Origin of the sequence: Staphylococcus sp. EG-SA-18, assembly GCF_017151825.1 — a bacterium.
Lineage (GTDB): Bacteria > Bacillota > Bacilli > Staphylococcales > Staphylococcaceae > Staphylococcus > Staphylococcus aureus.
Genome location: NZ_JACYVY010000046.1, coordinates 1 through 14,046 on the forward strand (window position 1 = coordinate 1; position 14,046 = coordinate 14,046).

At 31.3% G+C, this 14,046-nt stretch carries 17 protein-coding genes; 11 read left to right on the plus strand and 6 right to left on the minus strand.

Annotated features, from left to right (window positions below; translation table 11 throughout):
* The first annotated feature begins 231 nt into the window (after positions 1 to 231).
* The 4 genes from IDG66_RS10695 (at position 232) to IDG66_RS10710 (ending at position 3,902) form a co-directional block, all read left to right on the plus strand.
* Positions 232 to 876: a ribonuclease FAU-1 family protein gene (locus tag IDG66_RS10695; RefSeq protein WP_000865624.1), complete on the plus strand. Its 645-nt coding sequence runs from the start codon at positions 232 to 234 to the stop codon at positions 874 to 876.
* Between the two features lie 115 nt (positions 877 to 991).
* Positions 992 to 1,858, plus strand: a complete 867-nt coding sequence (locus tag IDG66_RS10700) for a LysR family transcriptional regulator (protein WP_000687412.1) — start codon at positions 992 to 994, stop codon at positions 1,856 to 1,858.
* A gap of 338 nt (positions 1,859 to 2,196) precedes the next feature.
* A complete protein-coding gene (locus IDG66_RS10705; RefSeq protein WP_000367064.1) occupies positions 2,197 to 3,417 on the plus strand; it encodes a sugar efflux transporter in 1,221 nt (406 codons plus the stop codon).
* Positions 3,414 to 3,902: a DUF456 domain-containing protein gene (locus tag IDG66_RS10710; protein WP_000152582.1), complete on the plus strand. Its 489-nt coding sequence runs from the start codon at positions 3,414 to 3,416 to the stop codon at positions 3,900 to 3,902. The genes IDG66_RS10705 and IDG66_RS10710 overlap by 4 nt, the downstream gene beginning before the upstream one ends.
* 98 nt (positions 3,903 to 4,000) lie before the next feature.
* Here the strand turns inward: IDG66_RS10710 and IDG66_RS10715 are convergent, their stop codons facing one another.
* The gene (locus IDG66_RS10715; RefSeq protein ID WP_000842860.1) at positions 4,001 to 4,690 is read right to left on the minus strand and encodes a DUF1129 domain-containing protein; all 690 of its coding nucleotides are present in this window, start codon (positions 4,688 to 4,690) and stop codon (positions 4,001 to 4,003) included.
* 126 nt (positions 4,691 to 4,816) lie between these two features.
* On the opposite strand from IDG66_RS10715, the gene IDG66_RS10720 reads away from it, so the two are divergent.
* The 4 genes from IDG66_RS10720 to IDG66_RS10735 all read left to right on the plus strand — a co-directional run bounded on the left by IDG66_RS10720 (position 4,817) and on the right by IDG66_RS10735 (position 6,781).
* Entirely contained in the window at positions 4,817 to 5,260 is a 444-nt protein-coding gene (locus IDG66_RS10720; protein ID WP_001259678.1) for a GNAT family N-acetyltransferase, read from the plus strand.
* Between the two features lie 66 nt (positions 5,261 to 5,326).
* On the plus strand, positions 5,327 to 5,722 hold the full coding sequence (locus tag IDG66_RS10725) for an SA0632 family lipoprotein (RefSeq protein ID WP_000733431.1): 396 nt from the start codon (positions 5,327 to 5,329) through the stop codon (positions 5,720 to 5,722).
* A gap of 137 nt (positions 5,723 to 5,859) precedes the next feature.
* Positions 5,860 to 6,159 carry a hypothetical protein gene (locus IDG66_RS10730; RefSeq protein ID WP_000545115.1) on the plus strand — a complete coding sequence of 100 codons (300 nt, stop codon included), beginning with the start codon at positions 5,860 to 5,862 and terminating at the stop codon, positions 6,157 to 6,159.
* A gap of 79 nt (positions 6,160 to 6,238) precedes the next feature.
* The gene (locus IDG66_RS10735; protein ID WP_000638613.1) at positions 6,239 to 6,781 is read left to right on the plus strand and encodes a GNAT family N-acetyltransferase; all 543 of its coding nucleotides are present in this window, start codon (positions 6,239 to 6,241) and stop codon (positions 6,779 to 6,781) included.
* Between the two features lie 95 nt (positions 6,782 to 6,876).
* Here IDG66_RS10735 and IDG66_RS10740 read toward each other — a convergent pair whose 3' ends face one another.
* From IDG66_RS10740 to IDG66_RS10755, 4 genes are all read right to left on the minus strand, one after another.
* Complete coding sequence (locus IDG66_RS10740; RefSeq protein ID WP_000820892.1) at positions 6,877 to 7,443, minus strand: LOG family protein; 567 nt, start codon at positions 7,441 to 7,443, stop codon at positions 6,877 to 6,879.
* A gap of 1 nt (position 7,444) precedes the next feature.
* Complete coding sequence (locus IDG66_RS10745; protein ID WP_000148828.1) at positions 7,445 to 7,903, minus strand: YaiI/YqxD family protein; 459 nt, start codon at positions 7,901 to 7,903, stop codon at positions 7,445 to 7,447.
* A 2-nt stretch (positions 7,904 to 7,905) separates the two neighbouring features.
* Complete coding sequence (locus tag IDG66_RS10750; RefSeq protein WP_000358498.1) at positions 7,906 to 8,589, minus strand: hypothetical protein; 684 nt, start codon at positions 8,587 to 8,589, stop codon at positions 7,906 to 7,908.
* A gap of 171 nt (positions 8,590 to 8,760) precedes the next feature.
* Positions 8,761 to 9,636, minus strand: a complete 876-nt coding sequence (locus IDG66_RS10755) for an undecaprenyl-diphosphate phosphatase (protein ID WP_000469892.1) — start codon at positions 9,634 to 9,636, stop codon at positions 8,761 to 8,763.
* A 218-nt stretch (positions 9,637 to 9,854) separates the two neighbouring features.
* Here IDG66_RS10755 and IDG66_RS10760 point away from each other — a divergent pair, with 218 nt between their 5' ends.
* Entirely contained in the window at positions 9,855 to 11,486 is a 1,632-nt protein-coding gene (locus tag IDG66_RS10760) for an ABC transporter ATP-binding protein/permease (protein ID WP_000737051.1), read from the plus strand.
* The gene (locus IDG66_RS10765) at positions 11,483 to 13,156 is read left to right on the plus strand and encodes an amino acid ABC transporter ATP-binding/permease protein (RefSeq protein ID WP_103143687.1); all 1,674 of its coding nucleotides are present in this window, start codon (positions 11,483 to 11,485) and stop codon (positions 13,154 to 13,156) included. The genes IDG66_RS10760 and IDG66_RS10765 overlap by 4 nt, the downstream gene beginning before the upstream one ends.
* A gap of 126 nt (positions 13,157 to 13,282) precedes the next feature.
* Here the strand turns inward: IDG66_RS10765 and mgrA are convergent, their stop codons facing one another.
* Entirely contained in the window at positions 13,283 to 13,726 is a 444-nt protein-coding gene (gene mgrA / locus IDG66_RS10770; RefSeq protein ID WP_001283444.1) for a global transcriptional regulator MgrA, read from the minus strand.
* Positions 13,727 to 13,952: 226 nt separating this feature from the next.
* Here mgrA and IDG66_RS10775 point away from each other — a divergent pair.
* Positions 13,953 to 14,046: GTP-binding protein (locus IDG66_RS10775; protein ID WP_274611359.1), on the plus strand; the 94-nt coding region annotated here is incomplete at its 3' end.

A 14,046-nucleotide genomic window follows, 5' to 3' on the forward strand; every position in this document is an offset into this window, starting at 1 on the left:
AGTGTAAAATGTACTTGGGTCATGTAAAAGTCCTCCTGGGTATGTTTTTGTCGTTAAAAACATTGTACCGTAAAAGGACTGTTATATGGCCTTTTTACTTTTACACAATTATACGGACTTTATCAAAATAATAATAAATATTTTCATATGATTAACAAAAACTATAAAACTGTATCATGACATGACATCATTTATGTAGTTTTATATAATAATGACAAGGAGTTGGTGACTGTGAAAGTAAAGTATATAGATAAACGTCACTGGCGTCGCCTAATTGATAGGGAATACACAGAGGTAAAAGTTAATAATAATAGGTTTAAGGGTATTATAGGCTTAGTCACGATGAAAAAGGTTCGTGATCCTTTAGAGGTGACGGTAGTTGGACAAAATATCATTGTCGCAGATGACAATTATAAATGGTTGCAAATACTACCTGAAAAGAAACGTTATAGTATAACTGTAATGTTTGATAATAAAGGCAATCCATTAGAATATTATTTTGATATAAATATCAAAAATATAACGCAAAAAGGTAATGCGCGTACAGTAGATTTATGTTTAGATGTTTTAGCGTTACCAAGTGGTGAATATGAGTTGGTAGATGAAGATGACTTAATGTTTGCATTAGAAAGTGAGCAAATTACAAAAAAGCAATTTCATGAAGCATATATGATTGCACATCAAATTATGGCAGAGTTAGAAAATGATTTTAAAGGATTCCAAAAGAAAATCATGTACTGCTTTAATAAAATTAATGCAAAGGCTCAAAAAAATCATCAAAAGCCACAAAATAAAACTAATATTGAAAAAAGCAAACAAATAAAGCCTAAGCAATATAATCAAACTAAAAATCACCAACAACAAAAGAAAAACTAAGTAATTCAAGCTGCAGCCATGCCAATAAAATTGGTGAAATTATTCGTTAGTAATGAACTCTTGAATGCTCGTAGTCATGAAAGTTCAATAATTGAATAATTTATGGGGGGAAATTATGAAGATTGAAGACTATCGTTTACTAATAACATTAGACGAAACGAAAACGTTACGTAAAGCGGCTGAAATTTTATATATATCTCAACCTGCTGTTACACAAAGACTAAAAGCTATTGAAAATGCTTTTGGAGTAGATATTTTTATCAGAACAAAAAAACAATTGATTACAACAACTGAAGGAACAATGATTATTGAGCATGCCCGTGACATGTTGAAAAGAGAGCGATTATTTTTTGACAAAATGCAGGCACATATTGGTGAAGTGAATGGAACAATATCAATCGGGTGTTCTTCTTTGATTGGACAAACCTTACTTCCTGAAGTTTTGAGCCTATATAATGCCCAATTTCCTAATGTTGAAATACAAGTGCAAGTTGGTTCAACTGAACAAATTAAAGCAAATCATAGAGATTATCATGTTATGATAACTCGTGGAAATAAAGTAATGAATTTAGCTAACACACATTTATTTAATGATGATCATTATTTTATTTTTCCAAAAAATAGACGAGATGATGTTACAAAGTTACCATTTATAGAGTTTCAAGCTGATCCGATTTATATAAATCAAATAAAACAATGGTATAACGATAATTTAGAACAAGATTACCATGCAACTATTACAGTGGATCAAGTAGCAACTTGCAAAGAAATGTTGATTAGTGGTGTAGGTGTTACAATTTTGCCGGAAATTATGATGAAAAATATCAGCAAAGAACAATTTGAGTTTGAAAAAGTAGAAATTGATAATGAACCGCTGATTCGTTCGACATTTATGAGTTATGATCCGAGCATGTTGCAATTGCCACAAGTTGATTCTTTTGTAAATCTCATGGCGAGCTTTGTTGAACAACCAAAGGCGTAGTTTTAGACTAATTTAAGGTTTGTATTTAGTTTTAAACTATTCGGTTAAATTGAACGTAGTTGGTTGCTAATGCACCAACAGCAAAAGAGCCCCTAATTAATAAATTAAAAGGGGACAAAGGAATACAGTTGGTTGCTAATGCACCAACTGCATAAGAGCCCCTAATTAATAAATTAAAAGGGGACAAAGGAATACAGTTGATTGCTAATGCACCAACTGCATAAGAGCCCCTAATTAATAAATTAAAAGGGGACAAAGGAATACAGTTGGATGCTAACGCACCAACTGCATAAGAGCCCCTAATTAATAAATTAAAAGGGGCTCTAAGAAGCGGGGTTATGGATATGTTTGCAGCGTTATTACAAATAAAGAATTATAAACTCTTTGTTGCTAATATGTTTCTACTAGGTATGGGTATTGCGGTTACGGTCCCATATCTTGTTCTTTTTGCAACTAAAGATTTAGGTATGACAACAAATCAGTATGGATTACTTCTAGCATCTGCAGCGATTAGCCAGTTTACAGTAAATTCAATTATTGCTAGATTTTCGGATACGCATCACTTTAATAGAAAAATTATTATTATTCTCGCATTATTAATGGGTGCGCTTGGTTTTTCAATATACTTTTTTGTAGATACAATCTGGTTATTCATATTACTATATGCGATTTTCCAAGGATTATTTGCACCAGCAATGCCCCAACTTTACGCATCTGCTAGAGAATCTATCAATGTTTCAAGCTCTAAAGATAGAGCTCAATTTGCCAACACAGTATTACGTTCAATGTTCTCATTGGGCTTTTTATTTGGTCCATTTATTGGTGCCCAATTAATCGGTTTAAAAGGCTATGCTGGATTGTTTGGTGGAACAATAAGTATCATTTTATTTACTTTAGTACTTCAAGTGTTTTTCTATAAGGATTTAAACATTAAACACCCTATTAGTACGCAACAACATGTTGAAAAAATTGCTCCTAATATGTTTAAAGACAAAACGCTTTTATTACCATTTATTGCATTTATTTTATTACACATTGGACAATGGATGTATACGATGAATATGCCTTTATTTGTTACTGATTATTTAAAAGAAAATGAACAACATGTCGGTTATTTAGCTAGTTTATGTGCTGGTTTAGAAGTGCCATTTATGATCATTCTTGGCGTTTTATCATCTAGATTACAGACTCGAACATTGTTGATTTATGGAGCGATTTTTGGTGGTTTATTCTACTTCAGCATTGGGGTATTTAAAAACTTCTATATGATGTTAGCAGGACAGGTGTTTTTAGCTATTTTCTTAGCGGTTCTTTTAGGAATTGGTATTAGTTATTTCCAAGATATCTTACCAGATTTTCCAGGATACGCCTCAACACTATTTTCTAATGCAATGGTTATTGGACAGTTAGGCGGTAACCTATTAGGTGGTGCTATGAGTCACTGGGTAGGTTTGGAAAATGTATTTTTTGTATCAGCAGCATCAATCATGTTAGGTATGATACTTATATTCTTTACTAAAAATCAAAAAATTACAAAAGAGGATGTGATATCAACATGACAATTATTTTATGGCTACTTATCATCGCTGCCTTCATGTTAGCATTTGTTGGGTTGATTAAGCCGATTATTCCTTCTGTTTTAGTATTATGGGTTGGCTTTTTAATCTATCAATTTGGCTTTCATAATCAGCATTTATCATGGGTGTTTTATGTATCTATGGCATTGCTAACAATATTAATTTTATGTGCCGACTTTTTAGCTAATAAATATTTTGTGAATCGCTTCGGTGGTTCTAAGTTTGGAGAGTATGCAGCTTTAATTGGTGTGGTTATTGGATGTTTTGTTTTACCGCCATTTGGAATTATTATTATACCTTTTATTTTGGTATTCATAGTTGAATTAATACAAGGCTATTCATTTGAAAGAGCAGTTAAAGTAAGTATAGGTTCAATCGTAGCATTTTTAACAAGTAGTATAGCTCAAGCAATCATTATGTTTATAATGATTGTATGGTTCTTTATAGATGCTTTATTGATTAATTAATAAAAAGCTTATTGCAAAATATGTTTTTCGGTAACTGTAATTTAGTGATTTTATCATTAACAGTACCAAATTCGCATATGATGTAATAAGCTTTTTGTTTATAAAAATGTATGAGAATGTTTTTTCGAAATATTTCTTTCAATGCGTAATCCAATAGGCATAACTATAAATGAAAATATAATAAATACCCAATTGCTTACCTGAATATATGGTCCAAAGGCAAGTAATGATTGTGGAATAAAGAATACATAGAAAAATCCTACAATTAGTAGAATGATTGCTAAATAGGTGAATATCCATATCCAATTTGAATTGTTAAAACACTGCAGTTGTATTGTTTTAAAACTAAACCATATAAATAAAAAGACAATAAAGAATCCAACGACTACTGAAAACGGGAATGAAACAAAATATAAATTACTTCCATTTTTTTCCATGAAAAATCCTAAAAATCCTTTGAGAAAACTAACAATCCCAATTAATAGAACGATGTGTTGATAGATATATTTAAAAATATTTTTAAATGTTTCATTAGGCATCGCTTTTAGTTCTTTTATTGCATGTGCTTTTGGGTCGTGATTGAAAAAATCTAAGGCTAATAAACCATGTTGTTCTGCGCTTAATAATTGTTTGAGTATACGGTTAATAATTAACTCTGTATCATGAGGGTTGACGCGAAAGTCAGAGCGCATATAAGTCATATAATTCTCGAAGATTTCTCTATCAGTATTGCTTAATCTTAATGATTTAACATTATTTTCTTTTGTTAATTGCGCAGTACTTTTCATTGTTACTTAAGCGCTCCTTTAAAAATGTTTAATTCCAAATTAAAATGGAAATGATTTTATAGTATTAATAAGGTCAATCATATCATATTAAACGCATAAATATAACGATTAATATTGGAGAGGAAAATGAGGACACTTAATAAAGATGAACATAATTATATCAAGCAAATAGCTAATATACATGAGACATTATTGTCGCAAGTAGAATCCAACTATAAATGTACTAAACTGAGTATTGCTCTTAGGTACGAGATGATATGTTCAAGATTAGAACATACAAATGATAAAATTTATATATATGAAAATGAAGGTCAATTAATAGCGTTTATTTGGGGACATTTTAGTAATGAAAAAAGTATGGTTAACATTGAACTGCTATATGTTGAACCACAATTTCGCAAACTGGGAATAGCTACGCAACTGAAGATTGCGCTTGAAAAATGGGCAAAAACTATGAATGCAAAGCGAATAAGCAATACAATTCATAAAAATAATTTGCCAATGATATCTTTGAATAAAGATTTAGGTTATCAAGTGAGTCATGTGAAAATGTATAAAGATATTGATTAGAATTAGGATTATGTTGCTAATTCATGTTAAAATTAAAAAAGATTTAATGACGTTAAGGAGTTTTATATGAAGAAATTAATCATCAGTATTATGGCGGTCATGCTATTTTTAACAGGTTGTGGTAAAAGTCAAGAGAAAGCCACTCTGGAAAAGGATATCGATAATTTACAAAAAGAAAATAAAGAATTAAAAGACAAAAAAGAAAAGCTTCAACAAGAAAAAGAAAAATTAGCAGATAAGCAAAAAGACCTTGAAAAAGAAGTGAAAGATTTAAAACCTTCAAAAGAAGATAACAAGGATGATAAAAAAGACGAAGACAAAAATAAAGACAAAGATAAAGATAAAGAGGCATCACAAGATAAGCAATCAAAAGATCAAACTAAGTCATCGGATAAAGATAATCACAAAAAGCCTACATCAGCAGATAAAGATCAAAAAGCTAATGACAAACACCAATCATAATCGAATTGCTTACTTGTTATAGATGAAAGGTACAGCGTTTTAAACCTTATTTTAAGGGTATGTATTAATTAAAATGTGGTCATGATTGAAACAGAACGTAAAAATAGACAACGTAATTAATAAAGGAGAGAAACGGCATGCATGAACAAGATTTTAGAATTTTAGAGGGTCAAGATATTACTTTGCCAGAATTAGGTAGAGAATTAGAAAATATTACAGGACATACGATTGCTGATTCTACTGGCGAAATTAAGCGTGTAATTGCACATTTACCAAACTTTGAGTCCGATACAGATACTTTTGTTGCTACATATCGTTTAAACCATCAACAAGATTTTATAGATGCAACTTTTACTGCGCTGAAATCAGATAGAGCACGTTTAAAAGAAGTGCCAGTTCATGTTGAACTTATAAGTTATATTTCTAAATCAAAATAAACTGCTATCTAAAACGCAAAGTTGATCAAAATATCGATTTTGTGTTTTTTATTGAGAAATTATATAGGAGTGTCAATCGATGATTTATTGTGAAACAGAGCGTTTAATATTAAGAGACTGGCATGAAGATGATCTGTTACCTTTTCAAAAAATGAATGCGAATTATGACGTACGTAAATATTTTCCAAGTTTATTGAGTTATCGTCGTTCAGAATTAGATATGAGAACTATGGATGCGGTTATTAAAGATTATGGCATTGGATTATTTGCTGTAGAAGATAAAGAGTCCCATCAATGGATAGGCTTTATAGGTTTGAATTATATTCCAGAAACAAGCGATTATCCATTTAAAGAATTACCGCTTTATGAAATAGGTTGGCGCTTGTTGCCAGAATTTTGGGGAAAAGGATTAGCAACTGAAGGCGCAAAGGCAACATTGAAGTTAGCAGAAGAACATCAAATATACGATGTCTATAGTTTTACAGCAGAAGCAAATAAAGCTTCACAACGTGTAATGGAAAAAATTGGCATGACAGTGTATGATCATTTCGAATTACCCAATCTAAGTAAGTATCATTTATTAAAAAGGCAAGTGCGCTATTACATTAATCTTCGAAAGTGAAAAATTTATACATAAGCGTAACAAACACCCCTAACATTGTTTAGCTGATGATAACAATATTAGGGGTGTTTGTTTATTTTTTAACCTTAGAATGATTAATCGTATGAACGAGTACCCAGAGGTTTGAAATTTAATATTGATTCAATTAATGATTCCTTAGTGTCGCATAACGGTGCAAGAGCACGATACTTAGGATCAATAAAACCTTCCTCAATCATATGGTCAATCATTGTTTGTAGTGGATTGAAAAAGCCATTAATATTATAAATGGCAATAGGCTTTTCATGGATACCTATTTGAGCCCAACTATACATTTCGAAAAATTCTTCTAGTGAACCTGCGCCACCAGGAGCCATGACAAATGCATCTGCAAGTTCTGCCATTTTATTTTTACGTTCATGCATAGAATCAACTAAAATTAATTCAGTTAAACGTTGGCTTGTGATTTCATGTTCATCTAACATTTTAGGCATGACGCCAATAGCTTTGCCGCCATGATCTAATACACCATCTTGAATGGCACCCATAATGCCAATTGACCCTGCACCAAATACTAATTCATAACCTTGTTCAGCAAAATATTTACCTAAATCGTATGCTTTTTGTACATATGAAGGGTCATGACCTTTGCTTGCACCACAATAAACTGCGATTCGTTTCATGTTAATCCAGCTCCTTAATTCGATGAATGACTTTTAATAGTGATTGTTCAAACACTTTTTGATCTTGCTTTGTAAAAGGTGGGGGACCTTTGTGGCGACCACCTTGTTTTCTAATTTGTGCATTCATATATCGTTTATCTAATAGTTGTTGAATATTTTTGGAATTGTATATCTTCCCATTATGATGCATGACAATTAAGACTTTGTCGACTAATAAACTTGCGAGTCCATAATCTTGAGTGACTACGATATCATCCTTCGTTGATAATTGAACAATTTTGTAATCAACTGCATCTGGTCCATCATCAACATATAATGTTGATACATGTGGAGGATATAATTGGTTCGAAAAATGGCTGAAGCTCCGAATAATTGTCACAAAAATGCCTGTCTCAGTTGTTAAATCTATAATAGAATCAACAACAGGACAAGCATCTCCATCAATAATAATATGTGTCACAATTATGCCTCTGTATTGTTTTCTTTATTTTGTTGAGAGGCGCTTTTGGCAACATAATCTTTATATTTTTTAAATGACTTGATGCGTGCTTTATCAGCTTCTTGTTGGCGTTTTTGTTCTTCTTTGTGTCGTTTTTCAATATTTTTTTGTAACTTTTTATTCATTTTAGCGATTTCTTTGCGATTTTTTTCAGCTAGTTTATCGCCTTTTTTCTCAGTTTTCTCATCTAATTTATTAGGTGTTAAGCCTGCTTTTTCTTCGTATTTTTGTGATTTTTTCATATCTTTAATACGTTGTATTTCATTCTTTTCGCGGGCTTTTTGCTCTTCTTTATGACGCTTTTCGATATTTTTTTGAAGTATTTTATTCATTTTATCAGCGTCTTTACGATTTTGTTTAGCTAATTTTTCGCCTTTTTTCTCAATATAGGCAGGATCATGTTCTCTAGCAAACTTTTTAAGTTCACGTTTATTTTCAAAATCTTGTTTTTTATCGCCGACATATTCTTTAACATCACTCGCTGTGTTACTGATTGCTGCAGATGTTTTTGAAGCAACTTTACTTGTAGCATCTGTAACTTTTTGTACGTCCGGATGTTGTTTGATACGTTTACGTTCAACAATTAACGGTACCAATACAATTGGTAATACATTAATCATAAATTTGATGACTTTTTTCTTATCCATAGATCTTGCCTCCATAATTACTTTATTAATTTTACATACCCTATGATACATCAATATAAACGATGATAGTAGTGAATCACTATTAAGTATTTCAGATCTTTTTTAAAAGAAGACAATAAAAACTGCCAATCAAGTGGTTCCTTAATTGACAGTCTATATTTTAAAAGGAAATTAAATACCTTTACCAATGCCAAATCCGAAGTAAAGTATAGCAATAAAGATTACTAATACAATTCTGTAAATGGCAAATGGAATTAATTTGATTTTGTTAATTAGATGCAAGAATGTTTTGATTGCAATTAGTCCAACAGTAAATGCAGCTAAAAAGCCTAAAATATAAAAAGGTATATCAGTAATCTGAATATCTTGATAATGTTTTAATAAAGATAAACCACTAGCTGCTAACATAATTGGAACAGCCATAATAAATGTGAAGTCCGATGCTGCTTTATGATTTAATTTCATTAATACCCCAGTTGAAATTGTTGAGCCTGAACGGCTGAAACCAGGCCACATAGCTACTGCTTGAGAGATACCAATTACAAACGCTTGGAAATAATTGATTTGATCCACTGTTTGTGGGTTTTTAACTTTAGCTGAGTATTTATCAGCAATAATCATATAGATAGCACCTACGAATAAGCCAATCATAACAGTTGGCACACTAAATAAATGTTCTTCGATGAAATCATCAAATAGTAAGCCTAAAATACCTGCTGGAACCATACCCACTAATACATGTAATAAATTTAAACGTCTTGGCTTTGAACGTCTTTGTTGATTGTTATCTCCTTCAACATGTTTGTGTTTACCAATATGTAAAATCTCTAAGAAGCGTTCGCGGAACACCCATGCTGCTGCAAAGACGGATCCTAATTGGATGACGATTTTAAATGTAAATGCTGATTGAGAACCTAAAAATTCAGATGATTTTAACCACATATCATCAACTAGAATCATATGTCCAGTAGAGGAAACAGGTGCAAATTCTGTTAATCCTTCGACGACCCCTAAGATAATACCTTTTATTAATTCAATGATAAACATAATGTACCCACTTTCATTACTCAATTTAATTTATTTAAATATCAAAATTACCATATCATGATAGCATATTCATTTAAAGACATGCTAGTTATAGTTATAATACTAGACTAAAGATGTATATATTCATTTTCTTTTACATGTAAAACTACAATATTTTATTGAGCTATTTAATTTGATTTTAAGGAAAACCTTTTATAATAGGTTTAGGTGATATAATTGTGAAAAAATTAACAATAATACTGTTTCAATATAAAATTTTTCCGGTACTCATGTTCTTGGTCAGTACTGGTCTCGGCATACTCGTTATAACGCAAAATATTTTAATAGCAGATTTTTTAGCTAAAATTATAAGACATCAATTTCAAGGTTTATGGATTGTATTATTTATTTTATTAGGTGTTTTACTTTTAAGAGCAACTGTGCAATTTCTAAATCAATGGTTAGGTGATACATTAGCATTTAAAGTTAAGCATATGCTTAGACAGCGGGTTATTTATAAAAATAATGGTCATCCAATCGGTGAACAAATGACTATACTCACAGAAAACATTGATGGTTTAGCACCTTTTTATAAGAGTTATTTGCCTCAAGTGTTCAAATCAATGATGGTTCCGCTCATCATAATCATTGCAATGTTTTTCATCCATTTCAATACCGCATTAATTATGTTAATAACTGCACCATTTATTCCTTTGTTTTATATTATTTTCGGTTTGAAAACGCGAGATGAGTCAAAAGATCAAATGACTTATTTGAATCAATTTAGTCAACGGTTTTTAAATATTGCTAAAGGTTTAGTGACGTTAAAGCTATTTAATCGTACAGAGCAAACAGAGAAGCATATTTACGACGATAGTACTCAGTTTAGAACTTTAACAATGCGCATTTTACGCAGTGCTTTTTTATCGGGATTAATGCTCGAATTTATAAGTATGTTAGGTATTGGATTGGTTGCATTGGAAGCAACGCTAAGCTTAGTAGTATTTCATAATATTGATTTTAAAACTGCGGCAATTGCGATTATTTTAGCGCCTGAATTTTATAATGCAATTAAGGACTTAGGGCAAGCGTTCCATACTGGAAAACAAAGTGAAGGTGCCAGTGACGTTGTGTTTGAGTTTTTAGAACAACCGAACAATAATAATGAATTTCTATTAAAGTATGAGGAAAATCAAAAGCCATTTATTCAGTTAACAGACATATCATTTCGATATGATAATTCTGATAGATTGGTATTAAATGATTTAAATTTGGAAATATATAATGGTGATCAAATTGCACTTGTAGGTCCAAGCGGGGCAGGTAAATCCACTTTGACACATCTAATTGCAGGTGTTTATCAGCCAACAATAGGTACTATAAGTACAAACCAGCGTGATTTAAATATAGGAATACTTAGTCAACAGCCATATATTTTCAGTGCTTCTATAAAAGAGAATATTACGATGTTTAAAGATATAGAAAATAATACTATTGAAGAAGTGCTAGACGAAGTAGGTTTATTAGACAAAGTGCAATCTTTCACAAAAGGCATTAACACAATAATAGGTGAAGGAGGCGAAATGTTATCTGGTGGACAGATGAGACGCATAGAACTTTGCCGTCTTTTAGTTATGAAGCCAGATCTCGTTATATTTGATGAGCCTGCAACTGGTTTAGATATTCAAACAGAACACATGATTCAGAACGTTCTGTTTCAACATTTTAAAGATACAACGATGATTGTCATTGCACATAGAGATAATACAATTCGCCATTTACAACGACGCTTGTATATAGAAAATGGAAGACTGATTGCTGATGATCGCAATATTTCAGTAAATATAACAGAAAATGGTGATGACTTATGAAAACACGACTAAAATTTCAAGTAGATAAGGATTTATTGTTAGCTATAGTTGTTGGTGTTTGTGGAAGTTTAGTTGCGCTCGCCATGTTTTTCTTAAGTGGTTATATGGTGACACAAAGTGCACTTGGTGCGCCACTATACGCTCTGATGATTTTAGTCGTTACAGTAAAATTGTTTGGGTTTTTAAGAGCTATTACTCGATACGTAGAGCGCCTTATTTCTCATAAAGCTACATTTACAATGCTACGTGATATTCGGGTACAGTTTTTCGGTAAATTAGTAAATGTCATTCCTAATGTTTACCGTAAACTGAGTTCTAGTGATTTAATTTCACGTATGATTAGTCGTGTTGAGGCATTACAAAATATATATTTACGTGTTTATTATCCACCAGTCGTCATCGGTTTGACAGCGCTAGTTACAGTCATAGTTTTGGCGTTCATTTCAATCGGCCATGCGCTATTGATTATGGTTAGCATGTTGTTTACTTTACTCGTTGTTCCTTGGTTAAGCTCAAAAAAAGCACGTACTTTAAAGAAACATGCAGCTAATGAACAGGCCCGATTTTTAAATCATTTTTATGATTATAAAGCTGGTATGGATGAACTACGTCGATTTAATCAAATTAATCATTATCGAGATAATTTGATGGCTAAATTAAATCATTTTGATAAATTACAACTTAAAGAGCAACGCTTTTTAACGATTTATGATTTTATATTAAATATTATTGCTATGCTTTCGATTTTTGGTAGTTTAGTTCTAGGATTAATTCAAATTAATGCAGGCCAACTAAATATTATTTATATGACGAGTATAGTTTTAATGGTCTTAACTTTATTTGAACAAGCTGTACCAATGACAAATGTCGCGTATTATAAAGCGGATACTGACCATGCATTGCATGATATTAATGAAGTGATATCTGTACCTTCTACTAATGGAAAAAACCGTCTTAATGATAAGTATGATGCAACGAACATTTATGAAGTTAAGGACGCTAGTTTTAAGTATTGGAACCAGCAAACGTATGTGTTGTCGGATATTAATTTTAATGTTAATAGAGGCGAAAAGATTGCGATTGTGGGGCCTTCTGGTTCAGGAAAAAGTACATTACTACAAATTATGGCTGGGTTATATCAATTAGATAGTGGCTCTATTCGTTTCGAAAATATGGATATGTTTGAAATAGATGACAAAGATAAGTTTGAATCGTTAAATGTCTTGCTACAATCTCAACAATTATTTGATGGTACAATACGTCAAAATTTATTTACCGATGAAAAAGATGAAGCGGTGCAAGCAATATTTAAGCAATTAGATTTAGAACATTTGGCACTAGAACGTCAAATTGACTTAGATGGTCATACATTATCTGGCGGAGAAATTCAGCGTTTAGCGATTGCAAGGATGTTATTAAAAGATACTGCATCAACATGGATTTTAGATGAACCAACAACTGCATTAGATAAACAAAATAGTTTAAAAGTTATGGATTTAATTGAAGCACATGCAGAAACATTAATTGTTGCTACACACGATTTAACTTTATTGTCACGTTTTGAGACCATCATTGTGATGATAAATGGTAAAATAGTTGAAAAGGGAAACTATCAACAATTACTCGCTAATCAAGGTGCTTTATGGAATATGATTCAATATAATGCATAAAAAAACTGCTTGATAGGCTAAGAAACCTTTCAAGCAGTTTTTTAACTAACAAGCTTACGCGTGCTAATTGTTTTTCTATTCTTAATAAATTCTAAACATTACTTTAATTGTCATGACAAAAGTTAATTATTTTTCCTTTGTTTCATCAAATGCATGAATGACTTTACCTAATAAGCGATTAAGTTCTTTAACTTCATCTTGAGATAAAGAAGAAGCTGAAGCGACTTTGTCAGATGCATTACTTAATTCTGGTCTAATAGTTTCACTTTTGTCAGTCAAGTGAATAAATACTTCACGTTGATCGACTTCGGAACGTTCACGCTTAATTAAGTCTACTTGTTCCATTCGTTTTAATAATGGTGATACTGTACCAGTATCGAGTGCTAATTCAGTTACGACTTTCTTGACGTTTACAGGAGATTCATCCCATAAAATTGTTAAGACAAGAAATTGTGGGTATGTTAGATTGTACTTCTTAAAAACTTTGTTAGAGTAGTAGCGATTAACTTGTCTTTGAGCATTGTACAAACTAAAGCATAGCTGTTCTTTTAAATTATGTTGATCAGACATTAAAGTTCTCCTCCAGACATACTATCCGTTTTTTTCTCTTTTCGGATTGGTAATCATTAAAAAGTTGATTGTTTATTAATTCACAACTTTCTTTGATTCAATGCCATGCTAAAATTAAAGTATGTTTAAAGTTTAGAAGATATTTTTGATTAAATCAAGCAAAAAGATAATTTAATATATATGTTATCATTTTTAAAAATAACTGTAATAGAAAAGAGAATATAAAATGAAAAATAATAAAGATGAAAAAATAAGAATATCCATAATTAACGGATTTTTGGGTAGTGGTAAAACCACGTTACTGACACATTATATTAGTG